Below are 24,529 nucleotides of genomic sequence, written 5' to 3'. Positions count from 1 at the left end.
TCCTTTAATTATATTTTAGTTACCTTAATTTTATTCAAGAGACCTTGGAATTTCTCAAGCGACATCGGAGACGATGGTACAATTTCAAAATGTTCAACCCTTGAACCTCTTTGGATAATCTTTAACCCCTCGGGAAGTGAATCTAACCTATATGCTCCTCCAAATTTTGAGACTGTGCTTGGGTCTACATCTAAAGAAACACCATGAGTAGTCTTAACAAGATCTGTTGCTTTATCTATTTTTACTTCGTTCGGCTTTACATTAAATTTGTTTCCACCTCGATATACTGGTACTTGTTGCCCTTTATAGCTAACTTTAGGTGCACTTGCTGGAATCTTAGTTCCAATACCACCCGACGAGCCACCCGAATCAATCTTCTGTATGTCAGCACGTAGTGCATTTACTCCACCAGCAGCTACCGCAAGTCCTGTTCCTGCTTGGGTAACACCTGCCGCAATCATTGTCCCACTTACGGCGCTGGCAAATACTCCAAAAATTGCACCCAATCCAGTTAAACTCAGACCTACGCTAGCACCTTCGCCCGCAAGACCTGCCATGATGAGCCTCGCACCACTTACTACATCGAATAACCCTCTGATAATCGTGTCCACTTCTGCTGTTAATTTTCCAAGTTGATAGGCAGTGAGATTGTTTTTAAAGCTTTTCGTGAAATAGCCGTCCATATTGTCTACTCTGCTTTCAAAATCGGTAAAGATTTTCAAACCAGTGAACGCCCCTAGTAATCCTGCGAGAGGAGATCCAATCGCTTTTGACAGCCCTACTAATGCTCCTGAACCAAATGCTTTAATAGATGCTTGTAATTTCTTTGCATTATTTATGAGAGTCGTTAGTGAATCTTTGGTATAACCACAGTTCTTTTTCTTATTATTAGACTGTGCCTGCTGTTTCTTTTGTGTTACATAGCTGGAGTGATTTGTTTTTCCTCCTGAATTTCCTTTAGTACTACTTGTAGCTCCTGCTGTAGTAACGTTTCCAGATAAATTAGAATTTCCTCCACCAGTCCTATTTCTAGGAGGACTTGTTCCAAATAATTTTTCCTTCGTTTTTGGACCAGCTTTTCCATCCACTGTTAATCCTGCATTCTTTTGGAATGCTTTTACAGCAAATTTAGTATTCGGACCATCGTTTCCGTCAACGATAAGTGGTTTACCATTTGAACCTACATACCCTAGATGATTCAGTTGAGATTGTACTTCTTTTAAGGTTTGCTTTGCTGCTGCATTTGACGAAATTGCACTCGGATTATAGTTCTGGTCTTTTTGACCACCCTTATTTGATGAGCCGTCTTCATTTACTGTAATATTCCCACTAGGATCCTTTAGATTAACAGGATCATTTTTCGTATAAGCATACAAGTTTCTTGATAAAGGATCTTCCGTATCACCTAAATACGTATCCTTACTAATAAATCGGCCCATTCCCACATCATAATGTCTTGCTCGTAAGTATTGTGTATCTGTAGTTGGGTCATATTCTTCTCCATTATAACCAAAAATAATATCCTTTTCTGGTTTATTTTGGATCATATTTCCGAATGGGTCGTAACGATATTGTTGGTTGCCTACAATAATGCTTTGCTCATTTGCTACTTGTGAGACACTTCCTCTACCATCGTATAAGTACGTATCGATTGATCGGTGCCCAGATTGGGTTTCGCTGTCATTTTGAATTTTTTCTCTTGTCAAACGTTCATCATTGTTGCCATATACGAAGGCATCTTTTATATTTCCTTCGCCATCATATGTCATTAGTTGTTGTGTATACGTTCGGTTTACATCGTTGACATAGTTGGTTATTTCATACACATTCTTGTCAATTCCTGTTGTCTTACTATCTGGAATGACTATGTCAGTTTCTGTTGATGGGTTGTTGTCTTTTGAATCCGTGTTTTCTGAGCTATTACCTTTATCATTTTTGTTACTGTTGTTACCATTACCATTTTCTGCTCCATTATGGTTGCCATTATTTTTTTCACTAGCGTTGTTATCTTTGTCTTTGTCGTTTCCATAATGGTTACCGTTGTTGCCATTGTTATTACAATTTTTGTTACCGTTTCCGTTTCCATTTCCGTTTCCGTTTCCGTTGTGGTTGCCGTTATTTCCGTTATTATTTCCACCAGAGTTGTTGCCGTTCCCATTGTTGCCATTACTAGTTAACTCAATTTTTTTGTTGTTACCGTTACTGTTTTGTTTGTTATTATCTCCTATTGTACTTTTACTTGAGTTATTTCCATTTCCATTATTACCACCGGAATTGCCGTTTCCATTGTTCCCATTTCCGTTACCGTTTCCGCCGGAATTATTACCATTTCCATTGTTGCCGTTTCCATTGTCGTTTCCGCCGGAATTATTGCCATTTCCGTTGTTTCCATTGCCATTTCCGTTGTTGTTCTCGCCGTTTCCACCTGCGTTATTGCCGTTGCCATTTTCACTTCCGTTGTGGTTACCGTTGTTACCTTTATTGTCTTCACAAATCGTATCGTCGATGTCTGTTTCTGACCCGTCTTCCCCTTCCCCTGGTTCTGATGGCTCTTCAGGCTTGTCAGGATTTGCATTTCCTTGGAAGTCTTTTCTACTAATTTGGAAAATACGGTTACCGTCGCCATCATATGAAATAGCCAGTAGTAAAGTACCTTCATTTTCAATTGCCTTTAATCTGTTTTCTACCGTATATTCATATGTTTGTGCTAGTTTCTTTCCTGATTTTTTAATCAGGTTTCCATTTGCATCATATGTGTATGTTAATTTTCCTGTTGCTTTACTGTTTTCTTCTATTAATTGGTTCGAATTGTTATAAGTGTAAGTCTTAATTTTACCTGGCGGGTTGTCGCCATCGATTGTTTCACGATGTTCAACTAGTTTAACTCGATTACCAGATTGATCATAGCTGTAATTATACGTAGTAGTTTGGTCTTCTTCTACTTCGATAAACTTTTCTAATTCTCCTGAACGGTTGTACTTGAATGAACGTTTTACTTCATGATCTTTTTGCTTGGCAATTTCATTGATAATTCGGCCACTTGGATCATACGAATATTCAAAGCGAGATAATATTTCACCGTTTATATCTTTATTGATTAATTCTTTAATATTTCCTTGTTTATCGTACGTATAGCTTGTTTCTGATCCGTTTGGACGTTTCGTTCTTATTGGTCGGTCTAATGCATCGTATACATAGCTTGTTGTTTCACCATTCCGACCAGTTACTCCGGTTAATCGATCATCTAAATCGTACGAATAACTAACACTTTTCCCATCCGAATAAGTGATTTTTGCTAATCGATCTGCATCATCATATTGATATAAAATCTTTTTACCATTACCTTGAATAACTTCAGTAACTTGTCCTAGTTTGTTGTGCTTGTATTGCGTTTTTCCAGATTCATCCATCATTAAAACGCGTTCACCAATTTCGTTATAAGTGAATTGGACAGGATCTTCCTTCTTTTTACTTTCATAGCTTTTTTCAACTAATTGATTTAACTTGTCGTAGTCATACTTGATGACGTTACCATTTGGTTGAATAGTCTCCTTCAAATTCCCCATGATGTCGTATGTGTACTTTTCACCACGACCAACTGGACTAGAAGAAGATGTCATTTGACCAATTAAGTTATATGAGTACTGAGTACCCTTCCCATCAGCATCAGTAACAGAAGTTAAATTCCCCATCGAATCGTAACCATAGTTCGTCTGGCGTCCAACCGCATCGGTCACTAGTGTTAAACGATTCAGTTGATCATATACAAAGCTCGTTGCAAGTCCATTCTTATCAGTCGTTTTAACAATGTTGTCCGTTGAATCATAATCATATGTCATTGATTCGTTGGCAGCATCGATTTCTTTTGTTATACGTCCTTTTGCGTCATATTGAATTTGATTCGTTTCGCCTAAAGCATTGATTTCAGACTCTACACGATTGTTTTTATCATAGTTTGTCTTACTTTCAAAGCCCATCGGTGTTATTACATTTGTTACATTGTAGTTGTTATCGTACTGATACGTTGTTGTACGTTGTCCAGGTTTTGTCACACTTGTTAAATTTCCAACAAGGTCGTATTCCATTTTTGTGACTTTTCCTTCTGGATCTGTTTCACTAATTAATCGATTAATTTGGTCATAACCATAGCTTTTCTTGTACCCTAGTGGATTAACAACACTAGCAAGGTTTCCATTTTGGTCGTAAGAATAAGAAGTCTTCTTACCATGAGGATTCGTTGACTCAATTAATCGATGCATCATGTCATATTGATAGCTTGTTTCACGATCCATGTTATCGGATTCTTTTACAAGATCGCCACGACTATCATAAGTAAAGCTTTGAACATAGCCAAGTGGTGATTTAACATTCGATAAACGTTGAAGTAAGTCATATGAGTAAGTGTATTCTCCACCATTTGCTTGCACTTTCTTTTTAACTTGTTGATTTAAGTCATATTCGTATTTTGTTTTGTTTCCAAGTGCGTCTGTTTCTTCAATTAAATCATTGTGTTTATTGTAGCTGTATTGCGTAATGCCACCTTTTGGAGAAATCGTCTTTATGCGATTACCGATTGCATCGTATTGATGCTCAATAATCTGACCAACTGCATCCTTCTCTTTTGTAACATTCGATACAGAGTCATAGCGATATTCATCTGCTCCACCTTCTGGATGCTTAATTGCAATCAAACGATTCAACTCATCATATGTATAAGCTGTTTCGTTACCTCTTCCATCAATTTTACCAATTAGATTATTTAATACGTCATATTTATATGCCGTTTGAACACCTTTTGCATCAGTTGAATTGATAAGATTGTTATTCTCATCATATTTGTAATTCTCTACAGCCTGAAGTGGATTCGTTTCTTTTACCAAACGATTTATTTTGTCATAGGCATAGAAATAGATCGCTCCATCTGCTTCAGTTTTCGTAATGAGATTCCCAATTTCATCATATTTAAAATTCGTCGTTTTGTTTTCTGCATCTGTCGTAGATATTAGTCGATCAAGGTCATCATATCTATAAGTAGTAACATTTCCATCTGTACCAGTAGTGGAGATGAGTCTACCTACTTTATCATATGCATTTTTTACGACTCCACCTATTGCATCCGTCACTTGTACAAGTCGACCGAACTGATCATAATGATTCATTTGACTGTTCCCTGCATTATCTTTTTCGGTTAAAACACGCCCCATACTATCGTATGTATAATTCGTTTTTAAACCTGCTGGATCAACTTTTTCAATTAAATTACTGTTCGCATCATAACGCATGACAGTTTTGTTTCCTGCTGCATCTATAATCTCAGTATTATTGCCTGCTAAATCATAAACTAATTGATAGCTTTTACCATTTGCATCCGTCACCTTTGTTGGTTGCTTTAAACCGTTATAAATATAACTAGTTTTTCCACCTAAGGCATCAATTTCTTCCGTTAAATCTTCTGTATTATTGTATTTGTATTGTGTAATGTTACCAAGCGCATCCTTCGTGCTTAACACTCGGTCCATTTGATCATATTCATATGAAATTTGATTGCCTTTAGCGTCTGTTTCTTGAATGACATTTCCATTTTTATCGTAAACTTTTTTCGTTTCAAGTCCTAATGCATTTTTTATAGTGGTAAGTTGCCCCATTGCATCATATGAGTATTTGGTTACTTGTCCACCTTCATTAGTCGATTGAATTTGTCTGTTCATCTCGTCATACTGATAGAGCGCTATTTGTCCAAGTGGATCAATTGTTTGTATTAAGTTATACACTTTATCATATGTGTACTTGAACGTTCTTCCGATCGAATCTGTTGATTGTATGATATTTTGTACTTTATCGTAAGTTAAGGTTGTAGATACACCATCCTCACTTGTAAAGCTTGACACTTGACCCTTACGATTATATTCATATGTTGCTTTTGTTCCATCTGGGTTTGTTTTCTCTAAAAGATGACCTGCTTCATCATAACGATAGGTCGTTTTCCCACCTAATTTATCAATCTCCTCAACTGGTAAGCTTAAAACTTCATCATACTTTGTTTTTGTGGAATACCCCTTTGGATCGATCGTTTCGATTAATTGTCCTTTTTCATCATAAAGAAACTTTGTAACTCCACCCTCTGGGTCAATCTCAACCGATTTACGTCCACGCTCATCGTATTGATACTGCCATTTATGACCAGCTTCATCCGTTCTACTAATTTCTTGGTCATTACCATTATACGTATATGTCGTGATACTACCTTCTGGATCAATTGCCTTAATTAAATTGCCTTGTTTGTCATATTCAAACGATGTTACGTTGTTTTTCGAGTCAATAATTGATGTATTATTTCCTGCATCATCAAAAATATATTCAGTATAGCCTCCATCAGGTGCTTGTTCCCCAATTTTAACGCCATTCTTGTTATACATAAATCGAGTCATTTCACCGTTTGCATCAGTTTTTGATACTAATTGGTTCATATTATTATAGGCAAATGATTCTTTATGTCCATTAGCATCCGTAATCGATGACAAGTTCGCACCTTCATAGGCATACTTCGTTTCATTTCCATTTCCATCAATTTGTTTTACTAATCGATGTAGATCATCGTATTCATTTAAATCTTCTGTACCATCTGAATTAATCGTTTTTATTAAATCGCCAACTTCGTTATATTCAGATTTAATCGTCGTCCCATCAAAGTCTACAATTTTAGTAGGTAGGTTCATATCATTATAAGAATAAGTACGCACCCTACCATCTGAACGTGTTTCTGTTAAGATATTTCCGTTTTCATCATACGTATACTCAGTTTTATTACCTAACTCATCAATATTTGTCGTCTCTTGATTTTTATCGTTATACTCTTTTATAATGATTTGTCCATCTGGTTGTTCAATTTTAGTTGTTCGATAAGTTTCATCATATTGATATTTATTGACATTACCTTCTGCATCAGTAGTTACTGTTTTTCCAGTTGAATAGGCTAGTTTTACTACTTCATTGTTTGGATTGATTTGCTCGGTCACTCGACCATCTGCATCGTAAGTATTCTTAACTACACGCTCGTTATTTTGGTCATACCATTCCGTCATATTGCCATTATCGTCATACACATAACGGACTGTTTTTCCTAATGTATCAATAAAGTTAGTTAGATTTCCATCAGCATCAAAGTTATACTGAAGCGTTCCACCGTTTGGTAGTAGAATTGAAGACACTCTACCTTGTTCATCAGTCGTAAACTTAAATACACGTCCACTTGGTGAAATGATGTCTTTTAACGTATAATTTTCATCATAATTAATTTTTGTTTTATATCCACGTTTATCAGTTACGCTAACAAGGATACCGTATGAATCAAATTCGTACACCTTCTGTTCACGATCTTCAATTTTCCATGTGATTTTATTATTTGAATCTTTATGCTTCTTTAATGTGTAAGTATACCCAGCTGGCGCTTTATACTCATTTCCATCTTTCCTAAAGACAAGAATACTTCCATCGGCACGGAGATAATTCATCGACCCATCTTCATTTGGAGTAACTCTTTGTTCATATTCAAACGACCAGTTTCGTCCGAATAAAGAGTTCGTATCACCTTTTGAATTGTAAACTCTTGAAATGCTAAAGTTTCCACCTAAGTCCGGAATCGTTATATCTGTGTGCTCTGCAAAGAAATTACCTGTATTCAAATTGATAGGCTCAAATCCAAATATACAATGTAAACCTCTGCCCATTAACGCTCCATCAATTTGACGTTTTTGATCGTCTGTCAACTTACCTCTTGTATATGCAATCGTCGTTTTTGGATTTCGAATAAACAATGTATTTCCAATTGTAATTAAATTATCTTGTATGTCATTATCTTTTAGAATCGTTTTTAGTGGCACACCATAATACTTGGCAAGTGAAGGTAATACATCCACTTTGTCCACTTTATAAATTAAAAATGAATCACTTTTTTTAGTAACCGTTTTGTTATCGATTGTGGCATCTACTGTTACTTGATAACGCTTGTTAAATTGTAGGTTTTTATAAACATCATCACTTTGCCAGTTATTTTCATTTTCCTTATATTTTGTTCCCTTTGAAAATTGAGTTTTTAGGATACTACTGTCAGGATATTTGTAGCTAACGCCACCCTCTGTATTTTTATCTGCACCATCTATAATGTTGTATGAAATTTTTGCCTTTGGTGTAGCTTTCCCACTGACAAACACACCATCAAACACTTGCTTGAATTTCGGAATATCATTTTCTGTAATCGGATGTAAATCAACAGTTAGGTCCTTTAAATCAAAGTCTGGATCAACTGGATTTAGAACGGACCATTCAATTGTTAATTTTGGTCCTTCAGACGATGCACGGTTATTGAAGACTTCAGCCTGTGTATTATTCGACTCCGGCATTGATTTCACTACAAACCCGTTATTTTTTTGAATTCCCTGAATCCAATCATTGACAGAACTAGTTACGTCAAAGTTCATATATTGGTCAATTTGTGAACTAACTCTACTAGAATCGACAAATGTACTCGGAAGTCCTGTTTGAGTATCCCAAGTAATCGAAGAATTCCAAGGCTTATCAACCGTATATAGTCCAAATACCGTTTTACCATCACTCCACGAGGTGAGATTACTTAAGCTGAAGGTTGCTTTGCTAATAGTCGATTCTTTAGGAATTGAAGAGAAATCATAATTCACATCAACGTATGTACGAGTTAGGCGATGAGCTATTCCGGAATTTGCTATGTTTTTCGATACAATTCCATCATCATAACCTGCGTACGGATAACCATTATCCCCTACAACTAGATCTGGAGTACCTTGTTCCGCACCATATAAACCAATACTAGATTTTGGAACAGTAATAATATCAGGATCAATCGTAACTGGGTAAGTACGGCTAGGAGAAGCTAACCATTCTTCATCACATTTTACAGTTATGATTTGTTTACCTTTTATCTTCTTTAAAATTAATCGAACATTAATACTTTCCTCTCCAGCAGCATCATACATAATTGGAGCAGATAAAATAAAACGAGGTTCCTTCTCACCGATCTTAGTTAGAAGAATTTGCCCTTCTTGCTCAGTAGCTTTATACCCATCAGATTTCAATTCATAATTGAATTGATATTGGTTCACAAATTTATTTAAAATAATATCTTCTTTTATACCCAGGTTCTTTACAGTGTATTGGTAATCCACTCCAGGATAAACATCGTTGTAAAGAATCATATTTTTATTAACAACTGAACGACTTAGATCCCCTCCTTGAGGAATTAATTCAATTGTGTCGCCATTTTGAGTAAGAGCTACTCCATCATTTCCATCCATTTTCTGAGGTAATTTTACTTTAAATTCATTCTCAGTATTTTCATAAAATGTTTTACCAAATAATCGGAAATTTTTCTTTAATGTATTATCAATGATACGTTCTTCACCATTTTTAGTTTTATACGTATTTGGTTCAGCTGAAAATTGTGTGATGAACTTATCTTTAGTAACTTGATATGTTTTACTAAATTTTTTGACTTTAATTAGTTTACCTTTTGGTATATTCTTTTCCTTCTCGGCCTTAGGTGCTCTATTTGCTTTTGTTATGGTAGGCTTCTGTGTCGTAGTTTTTGTCACCTTTTCTGGTCTTGAGAAGTCTACCTTTCTAGTAGTCTCTTTTTTTAATTCTGCATAAACAGAATGCGCCCCGAATAATGTTGGTTGAACAACTAGTGCGAATGACAACAATGAAGCTACAATCTTTTTCCTTTGCTTCATTATTTTTTCTTTTAAATTTAATTGCTTCATACTTACTCCTTAATTTAAATAAAATGAAAATTTACTACTTGTGCATTTTCTCTTTTACCTTATTTTTTCTTCCATCCAAAACCATATAATTGATTTAAAAACTGATATTTTCTCTGAAATTTCTGTAACAGTCATTGAGTTAAACATTGGAGTAATTGATTTGACCGGATCATCTGTCCATGTCGTAGATGTAGTAGGGCTTTGGAGAGTAAACCTGTTGTAATTACCTCATTTATAACTGCAGCTATTGAAGAGCTAGCCATGTTATATAATGCCTTTCATACTGGATGAGAAATTGAATTAAGTAGATGTGATGTCACGCCATACCAGAAACAAATTTCTCAACTCTGTTAAATACTTCAATCTCACCTCTCCCTCTTTTCCGAACACAAAAAAATCGCACACCAAAGTGTGCGACAGTAATAATAAAAGTGCCAACTTCGGTGGTCTGGCGATCCAACTAGGGACCCATGACTTTGCGCCCTCGCTTCACAACGAGTTTGCCTTTTCGGATTTTATAAAAACTTAATACTAATCTACTATATACCAATTATTGACAATTTTCGTCATATTTTTAAAATTTAGTAATAATTCCCTAATTTAAATAGTTATTTATACCTAGTTTTATAAACCCCAGTATTTTTTTAGTAAAAGTTCATTAAAAATGAGCCCTTTAAAAAAGGACTCATCTCATATAAATTTTCAGTTCAGAAATTGAATACTCCCCATTTTAACCTACAATTCATTCGTACTCTCCTGGGTTTCTAATTAAAAATACTTTACAAACATTCACTTCTTTTTACAACTAAAACATCCGTTAATCCAATAAGAAAGTTTAGGTTTAAATTCATATTTTACGAGTTTGTTGATGTTCATTTATCTTTAAAGCTCTGTAAATAATCACTCATAATTGTCTAACCAATCTAAAGTACCATCAGGAAACTACAAGTTCTCTTTAATATACATCGCAACATCACTATACAGCCCACTTTGGTTTGCATACTTAATATAGTTTTTAATCGTATTGATCCATTCTAAAGTTGATGGGTTAGTTTGTTTAATCGCTAGAAGAAGGTCGTCCATTTTAATTGACCTTTCTTGGTTGGACTCCATAATTTCATTTAAAACATGTTCTGTTGCGACTTCAATCACATTTTCAATGTCTGCTCCTGAGTACAGGTGGGTTTTGTCCGCTAATAAACTAATATCTAAATTTTCTTCAACGGGTTTCCCAAGTAATTTAAGTTGAAAAATTACTTTTCTTGCTTCTTTATCAGGTGGTGGAACAAATACAAGCTTATCAAATCGCCCAGGTCGTTTTAATGCAGAATCTACATCCCATGGCATATTTGTTGCGCCAATTATTAAAAGTTTGTCTGTACTTGTATTCACACTTTCCATTTCAGTTAGCATCGAATCAACTAATGGGCGCATTAAATCAGAATTCGATTTTGAACGACTATAGCCTATTGTATCAATTTCATCGAAGAACATAACGGAAGGTTTATTGGCACGAGCAGTTTCAAATATTTGGTGTAAATTACGTTCACTTCCACCAAAGTATGGATCCAATATATCTGTAATATGTACTGAGTAAAAATTCGCATTAATTTCACCCGATGTAGCTTTTGCTATATATGTTTTCCCACATCCGGGTGGTCCGTAAAGTAAAATACCACCACCAGCTTTTTTCTTAAACTTTGAAAACAGGCTAGGATTTACAAAAGGTTTAATGATTTTTAAGTCAATTGTCTTTTTTAACTCTTCTAATCCTCCAACATCATTAAAGGTTACTCTTGTTGGTCTTTTATCTTCTAGCTGAATTATGCTGTCTTGCCTATTTCCTTGAATCACTTCATACTTTTGCAACTTCATTGGTTTGGCTTCTTCTTCATCAATTATTTCTTCTTCAATTTCTACCTCAAAATTTTCCTTCGATAGTTTAAAATAATCCTTTAATGCTTTTTCAACTAAACCATTTAAACCTTCATCATTTAATGCTATTGAAAAAGCATAAAGTCCTTCCTTTAACATATCGTTCTTTACATACTCTTCTCCTAGTAAATACCAGCCTTCAAAGTTTTCTTTATCTTTTTCAACCATCATTTGTAAAAGATTTATCTTATTCATCTCATTCTTCCTTTCACAAACCATTTATAAATTAAAGGAATCACCCATGTATAGATAACATAAGTAAGATAGATTATGGAAATAGGCACTAGTATTCTATCAAGCTTTAAAAATCTTAGTGTAAATAAAATAACAATATAACAAATCCAAACAAAAACTGGCCCACCAATTTTATTTACTAATCGGTTCGGTAGAAATAAAAAATGTGTTTCTTTATCTAGTGTTTCTAAAATATGTAATAACTCTGTATTTGTCGGATCGAGTAAGTAAGCTTGACGATAATACTCTCTTGCTTGTATTGCATCCTCTCGAAGCACATGATAATAACCTAAATTAACTAGCTTTTGTACTTCATCGCTCGAAATATCCATCATCCGTTGAATTTGGCGGATTTGGTTATTCTGATCAGACTTTGCGAAATAGAATTCCAGTAAGAATTGATTTACAGATTCATTTTCCGGGTCAAGCCTCATCGCTTCCTCTAAGAGATTCATTGCCTTCTCCTCAAAACCGGTAATTAACATCAATTTTCCATAAGCAGCATGTGCCATTACTGAAGACGGATTAATCTCTAAAGCTTTTAAATAAGCTTGTTCAGCTTCCATGTAATTTTTTTCTTTTTCATACGTTAAACCTAAAAAATGAAAAGCTGATTCTTTATTATGTCCATACTTCATCGCATCTTGAATGTAAGATCTAGCCTCAGTACTTTTATCATTCATTAACATTACAGCAGCCATATAATATAATGCGTATGAATCTGTTGGATCAGCTTCTAATAATGACAAAATTACTATTCTTGCATCTTCATAGCGATCCATATCTAAGTAACGTTGTATCGTTGTTATCTGTTTACTTCTTATTTCTTTTTCCATGAATGTTTTACCCCAACCTAAGAAAACTCTTAATAAATCATTTCTACAAACCACTCATTGAAAGCATTAACACAATGAGTTCAATCCCTATTCCAATCACAACCCAATACATAGCAGTTTTTAATACAGGCTCCGTTTCACCATTTGTCACCATATGTTGTTGGAAAGGTTTTTTTAAAAGATACTTTAAATAAAAGTACATTATTATACAACCAAGCTTGTAACCGAATTTTATGTCTCTGGTTTCAATCGGTAATGAACCCTCTAAAACAGCTCGAAGTAAAATAAATTTACCAATAATTAAAATGATACCTAAAACAATCATTGGGTAAATCTTCTTTAACGAAACATTTAGCCATTTTGCATTCATTCTTCCTAATACAATCAATGGGATAACACCACCAAAAAATCCAACCAAAAATAATTTGTTAATATCAAATGATTTTGTCTCCTGCCAACCTTTTTCTAATGATGCTTGATATAACTCTTGCGTCTTAGCCATCCTATTCTTTACTCCTTTTTTAAACTTATCAACTGCAAATTTAGCAAATTATTAATCTACTATTGATTCTGTTAAAAACGACTGACAGCATGCATTAATGTCTTTTCCAAACACAAAAAAATCGCACACCAAAGTGAGCGACAAAAATAGTAATAAATGTCAACTTCGGCGGTCTGGCGATCCAACTAGGGACCCCTGACTTTGCGTCTCTACTCCAATTTCTACCATCTATAAATTTATCGGTTTTTTAAATTTTTTTTGAATATTACTTTTGGTATTTAAATTAGTGTAAAAAAATAGGCTGCCGAAGCAGCCATCTTGTTGTTTAACTTATGCGCCAGTATCCTGAACCTAACAATTGTTATCTATAATCAACAACTAGTGTATTCCTAATTATTTAAACTGTTATCTTTTAACCATTTTTTCGCTTCTTCACCTATAAGAATTACTGGTTGTTCTGATGTACCAATGTTAATGCTTTTAATAAAAGCTTCTTCGATTAATAAAAATTAATTTTAAAAACGACTCTTATGAGTCGTTTTTCTAAAATAAACATAATTTAATGCGATTGCTAAAGATTATCCTAAATTAACCATGACCTAATTATTTAACTAACGCGTCAGTTAGTTTATTAATAAGTAGGTTACTTGTTTAATAAAGCTCCACCGACACTAAAGAGATGTTTATTATCTACTTTTTCTAAATATCCTTTTAATTCATAACTTGGAGTATCAAGTGCCAACACAGATTTATCTATCCCTTCAAGCGGCATTATTACATGCATTGTATACTCTTCTCCAGGCTGAATATCTAATTTGTTGCCTTTTACCTCAACCTTATATTCGTTACCCTTATGTGCGTTTTGGTTTATTTCTATTGGAAACGACACGTATACATTATTTTGTTTTAAAACATAATCACTACCATTAATTAATTTTATTGTATAAATAATAATGCCTGGTCTTTTTTCTTTTTTAACTAATTCTACTTTTATCTTCTCAATATCATTTAATTTTATTTCTTGCGTACATCCTGTTAATAAAAAGACCATTAAAATCAAAATGGACATAAATTTAATCTTCAAATAAGCAACCACCTTTAATTGTAATATATTTCCATTTTATCATCTATTTTCTAAGATTTGGTTTTTAATTTTAATTAGCTTACATAATTAAAATGCCAAACTATAAAAAGAGCTGATTAATCACCAGCTCCTAAATAGAAAGTATATTATTAACTAAAGCGCCATTTAGTTGAATAAGCTTTAACTTGCTAAACTTACATCCAATCTTCAGCAATCTTAATAACATTGCTTAACATTAGATTTGGAAATTTCTTATCTAATTCTTTTAAACATTCGATATAATCAATGCTACTTACTTTTGCTGAAATGTCTTCAAAAATTTCACTAATCCAATATATTTCTCTTTCAGAACAACTATTAAGAAATTTGATTGTATCACTTACGTTAATACTAAGTAATTCTGTTAGCCAATCCCAATATTCGTACATTTTAGGGTCATTCATATGAAGGTTTGAACGTTCTTCTATGAGCTTCCTTACTTGGTTTGCATCTAGCATTTTTTCCACCTTGATTTCATTTTATATTTTCACGTTTGTGAACAAAAGCTTTCTTATACAACTAAAGCGCCAGTTAGTTTAATAACGAACTCATTACTGAAGTTAAAACGACTATTACACCGAATACTATTCCAAATATCCATTTGGGAATTTCTTTATTTTTTCTACCTAATAAATTCCGAAGAAAATCATCAAAAATAAAATTAACATTCATTGCTATAAAAGTTAATGTTAGCGGAATTACATAATTTTTCAATGAAAAATTAAAGAAACCTGTTCCTATTACTAGAGAAATAACTATTGATGTTGTTATTAATTCACTTAGATCATTCTTAACTTTTCTCTTGAAGAACCATGTATAGTAATTATTAAAAATCGTCATGTATTTCATCTCCTTACTCCAAATAATTCTATACGTAGTTAATAAGTCCTTTGAAAAATAACATAAACCCAATTCCTACTATCTAGAAATTGTAGCGTAGGATTTGGGTTTATAATTTCTACATGTATTTTAAATACAATTTAAGTAAATTCTCATTAAACAAATTTGCCATTTAGCACAATTAAAAAATGGACTACCGAAGTAGCCTATAGTTGTTCAACTAATGCATCCGTTAGTTCATTATAAGAAATTAAATTTCTTTTTTCTCTTCTTCAAATTCTTCCTTAAAATATTTAATACTCTGTGTAAAAAATGGATAAATCATACCAACTATTACCAGTAGCCACCCTATATTTCTAAGTAGTACAGGACCAGAAAAATTGGTAAAGTACGTTAAAGTAACAATTAATAGTCCAAACGCAATATACAAAACAGTTATTAATTGTTTTATATTAATCTCCTCCAACTTTTTTTATAAAGGACTTTAAACCTACTATTTATATTCATTAACGAAATGATTATTCCTCCAACCTTATTAACTAAACTTCCAATTAGTACAATAAAAAATAGACTTACCTAAGTAGTCTATAGTTGTTAAACTAACGCGCAATTGTTGAATAAGAAAGTTATTAATATCCCTTTTCGATTACTATGTGAGTAATATGATTTTTATTTGAAGCAATAACATCAAGAATACCCTCAGGATAAATTTGTTTTAATTTTAATTGGTCTAATGTACGCCAAATTAGTTTTACGTCATGAAGTTCCTTATGAATTATAGCAGAATTAAATTGATTATTTATTGAGCACCAATGAATTAACGTACAATTGTGTCTTTTCCTACCTTCATATTCAATAATATTCTCATTAACACAAACAAGTTCATCTACATATACCTGTAAATTAAATTCCTCAATTAACTCCCTAATAATTGCATCAGAAGCTTGTTCACCAAATTCAATACTTCCTACAGGTAGACGATAAAAAGTTTCTTCTAAATCGCACTGAACAAGAAATTTTGTTTTATCTCTATTTGAAATTATTCCTTCTACTCTGAGTAAAGGCTTATTGTTAGAACAACCTCCTAAATTAAATTATACAATTATCTTCTTCTTACAATACCTATTTTCCTTGTTGAACTATTCTTCCAGTTAGAAATTAAAAAAGACCGACGAAGTCGTCGATCGTTGTTGAACTAACGCGCCAGTTAGTTTAAAAGGAATTTCATTTTTTCCATCTAACTAACTATTTGTTTAGTAATTAGTCTAACTAATCCTAAATGTATGAAGATACCACCAAATAATCTTATGATGCCCCACCAGTTTTTTAGGAATTTCCTCTATACTACTTATTGAAGTATCATCATAATCCTCTCGATAGATTTGAAATGATCCATCTAAGGGAATATGTTGTCTGTATTTGTATAAGGCTACAACATATCTTTCAGGTTTTCCATTTAAGTCACTTTTATCTGAAAGTGGTAAATCTAAATCAGATATCGTCGAATTGTCAAAGTTATTTATAGCATAAACACTATACCAAACTTGTTTAGTAACGCTTGGGCCAGACTCTTGAGGGTAAAATAAAACACTATTTATAATCGTCAAAAGTACAATTGTAGACCAAGCCAAAATGTTACGTTGATGATTATATTTATGTTTTACATAGATTCCTAAAATAATAATGATGGTATTTAAAATAAATATAATAGGTAAAGCAACAATTCTACCTAGTCCTGTGTATGGAAACAGTACTATTAAGATGTAAAACATAAATAGCGTTGGTAATAGTGCTAATATTACCTTCATAAAAGCATATCCCAATATTTAAACCTCCCAAAAACATTATTCTTATTATTCATTGACTAAGTAGTACTAAAAGTTAACAAGAAAAAAGAGTCGCCGACCGAGGCAACTCTTGATCCTCAACTAACGCGCCAATTAGTTGCATGTTGAGGCAGTTGTACCATAACCATCACACTCTACGATTTTATATAGTACTTTAAATAGTCCTATTGATAACCCAATAATCTTCCCATAATTTTCCGACATTTTTTAAAATTTTTAATTTAAAAAGACTCCCAATACCATTAGGGAAATAAAAAATAAAAATACTACAAGTCGAATTTTGTTTAGCGTACTTATTTTTGATTTCTGTTTCCCCTTGCTATTGGATGGAATAAATCCCTCAAATACAGTTAATTGTTCTCCACTAAATATTCGGGTAGGAAAAATCAGTGCTGAATTAGAAGATAAAAAAAGGTATATGTATCGTTTAGTTTTCAAAACCTTAACAATCGCTGACCATTTGAAAGAACCTTCGATTTCTTCTGATATAAAAGAAAGACCATTTTCATGAATAGTATACGTTCTCTTGCCATGTTTTGCTGCATTATGTTTTCCTGTGTATAGAGGACTTAACAAAATTAAGATAATGAAAATGAAAGGTAAAAAAAGTATGATCAATTTTAGTGAAAGTCCTTTTTCGATAATGGTATAAATTCCTAATAAAAATAGAAATATACTAAATAAAATAAATCTGTACATCCTTTTTAGATAATGTAGAGCAAACCAAAAGTAATCTTTTGGTTCTAGTTCGACACTTATTATGGTATTCCCCGACTTTTCATTAAACATATCATCCATATAATTAATCTCCTTTGCGTTACAGAAAAAATCGAACATGACGTTCAACTACTATAGTATGAATTTTATTAAGTTATTTTTTTTGAAAAGCCTTATGAGTTCTCCTTTTAACAATACCATATTTTTACAATTTTTAAATTTAATTAAGGTTAGTAGAATTATTTAAAATTCTAGATTCAAAATAAAGTCCTCTTATGCCATAGAATCTAGTTCATACTTGCTGTTCTAGTATTCAGTTTTAGATAGAAAAAAGGTATATGTTTACCGCCTAATAAAATACCTAAGGTTAATATGTTTATCATTTGTACCATTGTTTTAAGATTATTTTTTAGCCTTAACTTCTTTTAATTCACTCATTATTCTACCTTCAGCAAAAGTCATAATTAAACCTACATTTTGTGCGTAGTAACGATATGCAGAACCAAGATCAGTAACAATTTTTACTTCAATTACATTTTTAAATGTCCCAGCAGGTACTTTTATCGTCTTATTAATTGATGAAATCGAATACTTTTTCCCATTTACAGTCCATCTTGCTCCTTTTTTTATCGGGTATGGAAGAGCAATATTATTATCATAAAATAAACCTTTGTTTGTTTCTTTTTCATAATGTGTATATTCAATAGTTTGATCTGGGTAAACAAATGTTTGTTTCCAATTATTGAATCCTTTAAATTTACCAGTTGTGTCTTTACCAACAAACGAATATGTATGGTAAACCGAGGTTTCACCAGGTCCACCATATAAGTAATCTTTTTTCACATCCATTAAATAACTTGGCTGCTTTGCTTGTGAAGTCATAGAAGGGAACAAGCCAAATATTAAAATTGTAGTCATTAATGACATAAGGAAAGCAAGTTTCTTTTTCATATTAATCGCTCCTAAAATTATATAAATTCCTTTAAATTTACATTAAATAGATAAATTATTTACGCCAAATTTTATAACAAGGGGAATACTTCTCTTCATTTTTGAGTGCCAAATGTTCCAGTTTATCTAAAACAAGAATTATACTCTGCTACTTCATATTTAATCATACTCAATTTAACTACGAACAAATTGCTAAAGGTTATGAATTGAAAGAAAATGAAGGACTTATCTCTTTAACAAAAAACGTCACTAAGTAAAAATTTGAGAACCACTCATGATTATCTCCTTATACAAATTTCTAAAACAGCATTCTAAAATCATTTAGTATTTACCGCAAAAAACTCCTTTCAAACCGTAAAATAACCATGCAAAGCTAGGTGAATAGAACGGTTCAAAAGGAGTGTTCGTGTTGTCGTATAGTTCTACGGTAACCCAGCCATCATATCAGCAATACTGATTTAGACCTGTGACTTTGCGTCCTTCCCTTTCAGAAAGTTTGCCTTTTTACGGAAATATTAAAAATTTTCACTACTTTTATACTATATAACATATTTTTACAAAAATTAACATTTTTCCACAAAACCCAACTATATTACTATGTTTTCAAATTTATTTATAAAAAACGTTAGTAATAGCAACATGTATTAATTGAATTTATGTATTCATCAGGATGTAGGATCGGTGAAATTGTATTAATTAATAGAAGTGATACAAATTGGTCTAATAACTCAGTTATTGTACGAGGGAAAGGTTATAAAGAAAGAGAAGTTTACTTCAATGTTCGATCTGAAATTTGGTTAAATAGATATTTAAATGAGCAAAAAGACGAAGATGCCGCATTATTTGTAACAGATAGAGCCCCACATAGATTAAGCATCGCACAAACACGATATATCATTAAAAATGTTTCTTTACGTTCCGAGTTTAATAAAGAAATTTCACCACACCAACTTAGACACAGTTATGCAACTCATTAAATGGATAATGGTGCTCCTCTTGAAGTAATCCAAAGTTTATTAGGTCATGAAAAAAGTGAAACAACACGTATTTATGCCGAACTAAGTGGAAAACAACGTCATGAGCATTATAGTAAATTCTTTTAATATAGGGATTAAAATGGTCTAATAAATTTCTCCGTTTCTTTAAAAAATTTGTTTATTCGTAAAAACCGCGGATGAAATTAGGTTTTGCAATATTAAAATACGCACCCATTTGAGAAACTTTACATTTAAACTATACTGCCATTTTGTTTAAGTGAATAGATTCACAAATATAACGATCTATGGCATCTGTTTTTATAAAACAGAATGTTTTCATATATTATTTAAGCTCTAATAAAATCACATACACTATCTTCTAATTACTATAGTTCTATGTTGTTAATCTTAGCACTTCAATGAGGGACTATTTTAGGGCAAGCTACTTGCTTTGAAAATGTATATTTAATCTGCAAATCATACTCGTATGGACTTTTTACAGACTTGAATTTTATAAAAATCATCCGTTCTATAAAAAAATAATCACCTACTAGGTATATTGTTATATCAAATAAAATTAACTGATGTATTATTATGTCAAATTAACCAATTAATTTCATTTCAAAATATAGGTATTGTTACCGATAAAAAGTATATACACAATTGGATAATTTTTACATTAAATTTAAAGGAGTGATTTAATTGGAACAAGAAATCATCAAACCAAACCCCACCAATAACAAGAATAATATTGGTATTTATATTATTTCTAGCGTAGCATTGATAGTGTTAGTGGTAGGAATAATACTCTTTATGAATCAAAATAAAATTAAGAATCAAGTGGAAAATTTGAGTAGTGATGTAAAAACGCTTAAAAAAGATATAAATGCAATTAACAGTTTTGAGGAAGTAAATACCTTACAAAATATTAAAGACTATGCAAAGATTAGCGATTCTGCAAGAGAGACACTGGCTACAGAGGAAAAAACTAATGGAATTGGCATCAAATATGCCCAAGAATTGAATAAACTTTACCTATATGCTTTTAAATACGAGGAAGCTTCAAATGAATTTATTACATCATTTGAACCTGATACAAACAATGATTCCATTAAAAATTTATTTGAGGATATTAAATTAGAATCTGAGCGAAGAGTTGATGCAGCATCTGACCTTTCTGGTTATTCAAAAGAGCTACTGAGATATATGAAAGAAGATGATATTTTCAAATGGAATGAAAACATGGGATACTTAAATGATGCTCAAAAAAAATATGATGATCAGGTTGATATATATTTCGATGTAAAACATGAAATTGAAAAAATTAAAAAGACATCTGAAGAAAAATTACAAGTAAAACAAAATAAAATTAAACAATTAAAAGCCAAATTATACTTTAAGTAAATTGCAAAATGAATAAATAAACTATTTCTAACCCTATATTATAATTATATCAAAAAATAATAGCCGATTTCCTTTAAAAATGGAAATCGGCTGTATCTGTTTTGTGATTCAACAAATTCGGTCATATAACAAGTATCACTATTCTAATTTAAGATTATTTTTCCATGTTTGAAACTCTTCTTGTTCTTTATAATAAGATAATTGACTTTCAATATAAGGGATATCTAGATCTTCGTGATAGATTACTAGTAGACGAAATCCCCATTCACGATCCACTTGATTATTAGTAGCTACTGCCGACTGTAGTCTATGTATGAGTATATCTTCAATACTTATTAGGTAGATATATCGATTACCAACATCAAGTTTTGTTACTTTGCTTTCATCACCATCAAGTGAGTTATCGGGAATCTCTACTGATATTCCAAGTTTAGGATGATACCAATCCTTACCTGATTGATTAAAACCTAGGTTCGTTAAAATTTCCCCAGCTTTATCTCTGCCTGATAAAACAAAATCAATATCATAAGTTGTGTAATTATTGCTAGTATAAATTTCAAGTGACAGACCACCAACGACGATTGGCTTTGTTACTCCATTTTTCTCAAGGATTTCTGTGAAGATTGCTGAAAATTGAATCATTCGCTCTGGTTTTGACTTTGTAATCAACGCATTTAATTCATTTATATATTGATTATAATCCATCAATCTTCATCCTCCGTTCGCCTGGAGTATTTATATAAATAATCTTTCCTTCTTTCATTAAGTTTCGGATATAACCACGGCATGCAAAATCCAAGGCTTTTTGTTCATCTAAAGTTCGTGCACGAGTACGTTTTCTTGACCATTCTTCATCTACAGTTAGATTCGAAAAGTCTCGGACCTGATTATCAACTTCACTACTTATATTTTGTAGTCTTTTTTGTAATTCTTCATAAGAAAAGTTTCTCATAGCACTCACCTCATTATTTGATATTCTACAATTGAATTGCCAATCCTTTTAAAAAAATAAAAAATATACAAGGAGCATCATACTCTTTGCATATTTTATATTACCATTTACTATTAAACAAGTTTACGTCCTTCACTACTAAATAGTATTATGCTTAATCTCAATCTCACCATTACTCCCACCTATAATAACAGTATCAGCCATATTAACAAAAAGCCCATTCTCGACAACCCCTGGGATCATATTTAATTGAACAGACAATACTTCTGGCTTTTCAATCGTATTCATATAACAATCTAGAATAAAATTACCGTTATCAGTTATATAAGGTGCATTGTCTTTTAGACGTAATTGCGGATTGATTTGACCCATTCTTTCGATCTGTTTTTTTGTGATTTCCCATCCAAACTGAGTGACCTCGACTGGTAAGGGGAATTTACCAAGTGTCGTAACATACTTTGTCTCATCAGCTACTACAACAAATCGCTCGGATATGGACGCAATCATTTTTTCACGTAATAACGCCCCTCCACCGCCTTTAATTAGATCAAATCTCGGGTTTACCTCATCTGCTCCATCAATTGTAAGATCAATCTTGCTTAATTCTGAAAGATTTAATAAAGGAATTCCCATTTTAACAGCTAGTTGTTCAGTATCTTTTGAAGTGGGTACACCATGTATTTTTAAACCTTGTTTTATTAATTCGCCAATTTTTAAAATGGTCCAATAAACAGTTGAACCAGTTCCTAGCCCGACGATCATTCCATCTTTAATGTACTCAACTGCCTTCTCACCAGCCAATTTTTTACTTTCCATTCCTACACCTCATTTAGTTAATTTGTTTTCCGTTCTTTAGATCATCAATTTAATCTATAATAGTTGTTTTACTTAAATAAAAAGAGAGATGTTGAATTAATAACATCTCTTTTTACATCCAGTTAAACTCATAAATTGTTATTTATTTAAGAAGCGTTAAGCTTCGATTTCTATCCCTATTTTATAACTATAAATTTGATTTGAGCTTTTAATATGAAAACCATCTGTATAATCTATTACTAAATCATCATCCAAAAAGTTTATAGTGTTCTTATTTATATAAATAGTCATCCCATTTGACTGAATCTGATGTAAACCATCAATTGATTTTATTAATTTAATCCTTAAAACACCATCTAATGGGCTTCCGCAGCCCCCCATTTCATAATGTAAAAAAACTTTATGATTAGGACTTTTACCAACAAGTTGATCTAATTGATTTTTAGCATGTTCAGTTATTGTAATATTCATTTTCAGTTTCCCCCTTTTTATCCTTAATCAAAAATAATATTTATTTAAACGATGACCTAAAATGTATTTATCAATTTTGTCCTTAATTTTATACGATGTACTTTACAACCACAACATCAGTATACATACAAGTCTGTATATTTTCAAGTTATTTATTCGCTTTTACATTTTATTAGGATTGAAATTCGCAAAGAGCAAAAAAATAAGAAGCATACTATTTAAGCATGCTTCTTTGTTAATTGATATAACTGTTAATAAATCTCTTTGCACCTTCACGTGCTTTTATAGCTGAATCTCCTTTACGATGAATCAGCTCGGTTACGATTGCACCTTCAATGATGAAGTATAATATGTCAGATGCTTCCTCGTATTCTTTGATACCTGTATCCTTAACTAAATTAACTAAATATTGAAGTAAAAGTTTTTTATGTTCTGCTGATTGTTCATGGAATGGATGTGTAATACCACTAAATTCTGCAGCCGTATTAATAAATGTACATCCTTGAAAATCTGAACCTTTAAACCAAGTATCTAAGTAGTCAAATATTGCCAGTATTTTTTCTACTGGGGTATTACCATTTTCATTTACAGTTTGTTCTAAAGCTGATCTCCACTCTTCATCTTTTTTATTTAGATAAGCGATTACTAAATCATCCTTAGATGGAAAATGTTTATATAAAGTCATTTTTGCTACATCAGCTTCAGCTACTATTTTATCAACACCTGTTGCTTGTATCCCATTATTATTAAATAGTTCCGAAGCTACTTTTAAGATGTGTGTACGAAGGGTTTTTCTCATATTTTCACTCCTTTTTCCACTAATTATACATACAGGTTTGTATAACTTCAAGTCGCATAGTGTTATAAACTTGCATTTAATTGAACAGGAAACGAATTTTTCTTAAATTTCTTAGAAAAAATTCGTCGAAAAATGGTATAATTTAGTTACTACATAATTGGGAATGCGGCTGACCTACCCTTCGTTGAAAGGGGGTGAAGCCTATGACGGTGCATGATGCTTTAAGTTTAATGCTAGAATGCGTAATGGCAACGATCTCGCTTATTAGCTTAATCGTTGCCATCATCAGTCTTACTTCTAAGAAGAAGTAACCGTCCTTTGCCCAAAGGAC

General features: G+C 32.3%; 19 protein-coding genes, 1 pseudogene and 2 riboswitches. Of the genes and pseudogenes, 3 read left to right on the top strand and 17 right to left on the bottom strand.

The window, feature by feature from the left end; genetic code table 11:
• Positions 1–8: 8 nt before the first annotated feature.
• The 12 genes from CAB05_RS19745 to CAB05_RS19690 all read right to left on the bottom strand — a co-directional run bounded on the left by CAB05_RS19745 (position 9) and on the right by CAB05_RS19690 (position 18,779).
• Positions 9–9,794, bottom strand: a complete 9,786-nt coding sequence (locus CAB05_RS19745) for a DNRLRE domain-containing protein (protein WP_088003443.1) — start codon at positions 9,792–9,794, stop codon at positions 9–11.
• A 439-nt stretch (positions 9,795–10,233) separates the two neighbouring features.
• A riboswitch (cyclic di-GMP riboswitch) is annotated at positions 10,234–10,309 on the bottom strand.
• Positions 10,310–10,736: 427 nt separating this feature from the next.
• Entirely contained in the window at positions 10,737–11,924 is a 1,188-nt protein-coding gene (locus tag CAB05_RS19740; RefSeq protein ID WP_088003440.1) for an ATP-binding protein, read from the bottom strand.
• Positions 11,921–12,799: a tetratricopeptide repeat protein gene (locus CAB05_RS19735; RefSeq protein ID WP_088003437.1), complete on the bottom strand. Its 879-nt coding sequence runs from the start codon at positions 12,797–12,799 to the stop codon at positions 11,921–11,923. The genes CAB05_RS19740 and CAB05_RS19735 overlap by 4 nt, the downstream gene beginning before the upstream one ends.
• A gap of 43 nt (positions 12,800–12,842) precedes the next feature.
• Positions 12,843–13,301: a hypothetical protein gene (locus CAB05_RS19730; RefSeq protein WP_088003435.1), complete on the bottom strand. Its 459-nt coding sequence runs from the start codon at positions 13,299–13,301 to the stop codon at positions 12,843–12,845.
• 643 nt (positions 13,302–13,944) lie between these two features.
• The gene (locus tag CAB05_RS19725; RefSeq protein ID WP_088003432.1) at positions 13,945–14,385 is read right to left on the bottom strand and encodes a hypothetical protein; all 441 of its coding nucleotides are present in this window, start codon (positions 14,383–14,385) and stop codon (positions 13,945–13,947) included.
• Positions 14,386–14,579: 194 nt separating this feature from the next.
• Positions 14,580–14,882 carry a hypothetical protein gene (locus tag CAB05_RS19720; protein WP_088003429.1) on the bottom strand — a complete coding sequence of 101 codons (303 nt, stop codon included), beginning with the start codon at positions 14,880–14,882 and terminating at the stop codon, positions 14,580–14,582.
• Positions 14,883–14,955: 73 nt separating this feature from the next.
• A complete protein-coding gene (locus tag CAB05_RS19715; RefSeq protein ID WP_142283138.1) occupies positions 14,956–15,273 on the bottom strand; it encodes a hypothetical protein in 318 nt (105 codons plus the stop codon).
• A 241-nt stretch (positions 15,274–15,514) separates the two neighbouring features.
• On the bottom strand, positions 15,515–15,730 hold the full coding sequence (locus CAB05_RS19710; protein WP_142283137.1) for a hypothetical protein: 216 nt from the start codon (positions 15,728–15,730) through the stop codon (positions 15,515–15,517).
• 163 nt (positions 15,731–15,893) lie between these two features.
• Positions 15,894–16,304, bottom strand: a complete 411-nt coding sequence (locus tag CAB05_RS19705; protein WP_328588945.1) for an NUDIX domain-containing protein — start codon at positions 16,302–16,304, stop codon at positions 15,894–15,896.
• A gap of 225 nt (positions 16,305–16,529) precedes the next feature.
• Entirely contained in the window at positions 16,530–17,087 is a 558-nt protein-coding gene (locus CAB05_RS19700) for a hypothetical protein (RefSeq protein ID WP_088003420.1), read from the bottom strand.
• 240 nt (positions 17,088–17,327) lie between these two features.
• Complete coding sequence (locus tag CAB05_RS19695) at positions 17,328–17,909, bottom strand: YcxB family protein (RefSeq protein ID WP_158093316.1); 582 nt, start codon at positions 17,907–17,909, stop codon at positions 17,328–17,330.
• Between the two features lie 321 nt (positions 17,910–18,230).
• The gene (locus CAB05_RS19690) at positions 18,231–18,779 is read right to left on the bottom strand and encodes a hypothetical protein (RefSeq protein ID WP_088003414.1); all 549 of its coding nucleotides are present in this window, start codon (positions 18,777–18,779) and stop codon (positions 18,231–18,233) included.
• A 423-nt stretch (positions 18,780–19,202) separates the two neighbouring features.
• Positions 19,203–19,290, bottom strand: a riboswitch (cyclic di-GMP riboswitch).
• A 124-nt stretch (positions 19,291–19,414) separates the two neighbouring features.
• On the opposite strand from CAB05_RS19690, the pseudogene CAB05_RS19685 reads away from it, so the two are divergent.
• Positions 19,415–19,882 (top strand): annotated as a pseudogene (locus CAB05_RS19685) (tyrosine-type recombinase/integrase); the annotation flags it as partial.
• A 576-nt stretch (positions 19,883–20,458) separates the two neighbouring features.
• Entirely contained in the window at positions 20,459–21,160 is a 702-nt protein-coding gene (locus CAB05_RS19680; protein ID WP_088003411.1) for a hypothetical protein, read from the top strand.
• A 138-nt stretch (positions 21,161–21,298) separates the two neighbouring features.
• On the opposite strand, the gene CAB05_RS19675 is transcribed toward CAB05_RS19680, so the two are convergent.
• The 5 genes from CAB05_RS19675 to CAB05_RS19655 form a co-directional block, all read right to left on the bottom strand.
• Positions 21,299–21,865: a nucleotidyltransferase family protein gene (locus tag CAB05_RS19675; RefSeq protein WP_088003407.1), complete on the bottom strand. Its 567-nt coding sequence runs from the start codon at positions 21,863–21,865 to the stop codon at positions 21,299–21,301.
• Complete coding sequence (locus tag CAB05_RS19670) at positions 21,855–22,112, bottom strand: hypothetical protein (protein WP_088003404.1); 258 nt, start codon at positions 22,110–22,112, stop codon at positions 21,855–21,857. Before CAB05_RS19670 ends, CAB05_RS19675 begins: the two co-directional genes overlap by 11 nt.
• Before the next feature lie 138 nt (positions 22,113–22,250).
• Positions 22,251–22,928 carry a ribose-5-phosphate isomerase RpiA gene (rpiA, locus tag CAB05_RS19665; protein WP_088003401.1) on the bottom strand — a complete coding sequence of 226 codons (678 nt, stop codon included), beginning with the start codon at positions 22,926–22,928 and terminating at the stop codon, positions 22,251–22,253.
• Positions 22,929–23,084: 156 nt separating this feature from the next.
• Positions 23,085–23,399: an iron-sulfur cluster biosynthesis family protein gene (locus tag CAB05_RS19660; RefSeq protein WP_235821567.1), complete on the bottom strand. Its 315-nt coding sequence runs from the start codon at positions 23,397–23,399 to the stop codon at positions 23,085–23,087.
• A 235-nt stretch (positions 23,400–23,634) separates the two neighbouring features.
• Positions 23,635–24,198 carry a TetR/AcrR family transcriptional regulator gene (locus CAB05_RS19655; protein ID WP_088003395.1) on the bottom strand — a complete coding sequence of 188 codons (564 nt, stop codon included), beginning with the start codon at positions 24,196–24,198 and terminating at the stop codon, positions 23,635–23,637.
• Positions 24,199–24,401: 203 nt separating this feature from the next.
• On the opposite strand from CAB05_RS19655, the gene CAB05_RS22710 reads away from it, so the two are divergent.
• A complete protein-coding gene (locus tag CAB05_RS22710) occupies positions 24,402–24,509 on the top strand; it encodes a putative holin-like toxin (RefSeq protein ID WP_328588944.1) in 108 nt (35 codons plus the stop codon).
• Positions 24,510–24,529: the final 20 nt, after the last annotated feature.

The sequence above is a fragment of the Gottfriedia solisilvae genome (assembly GCF_002128405.1).
GTDB classification, from domain to species: domain Bacteria; phylum Bacillota; class Bacilli; order Bacillales; family Bacillaceae_G; genus Gottfriedia; species Gottfriedia solisilvae.
Note: the sequence above shows the minus strand (reverse complement) of the source record. Positions and strands in the feature narration are given on the sequence as shown.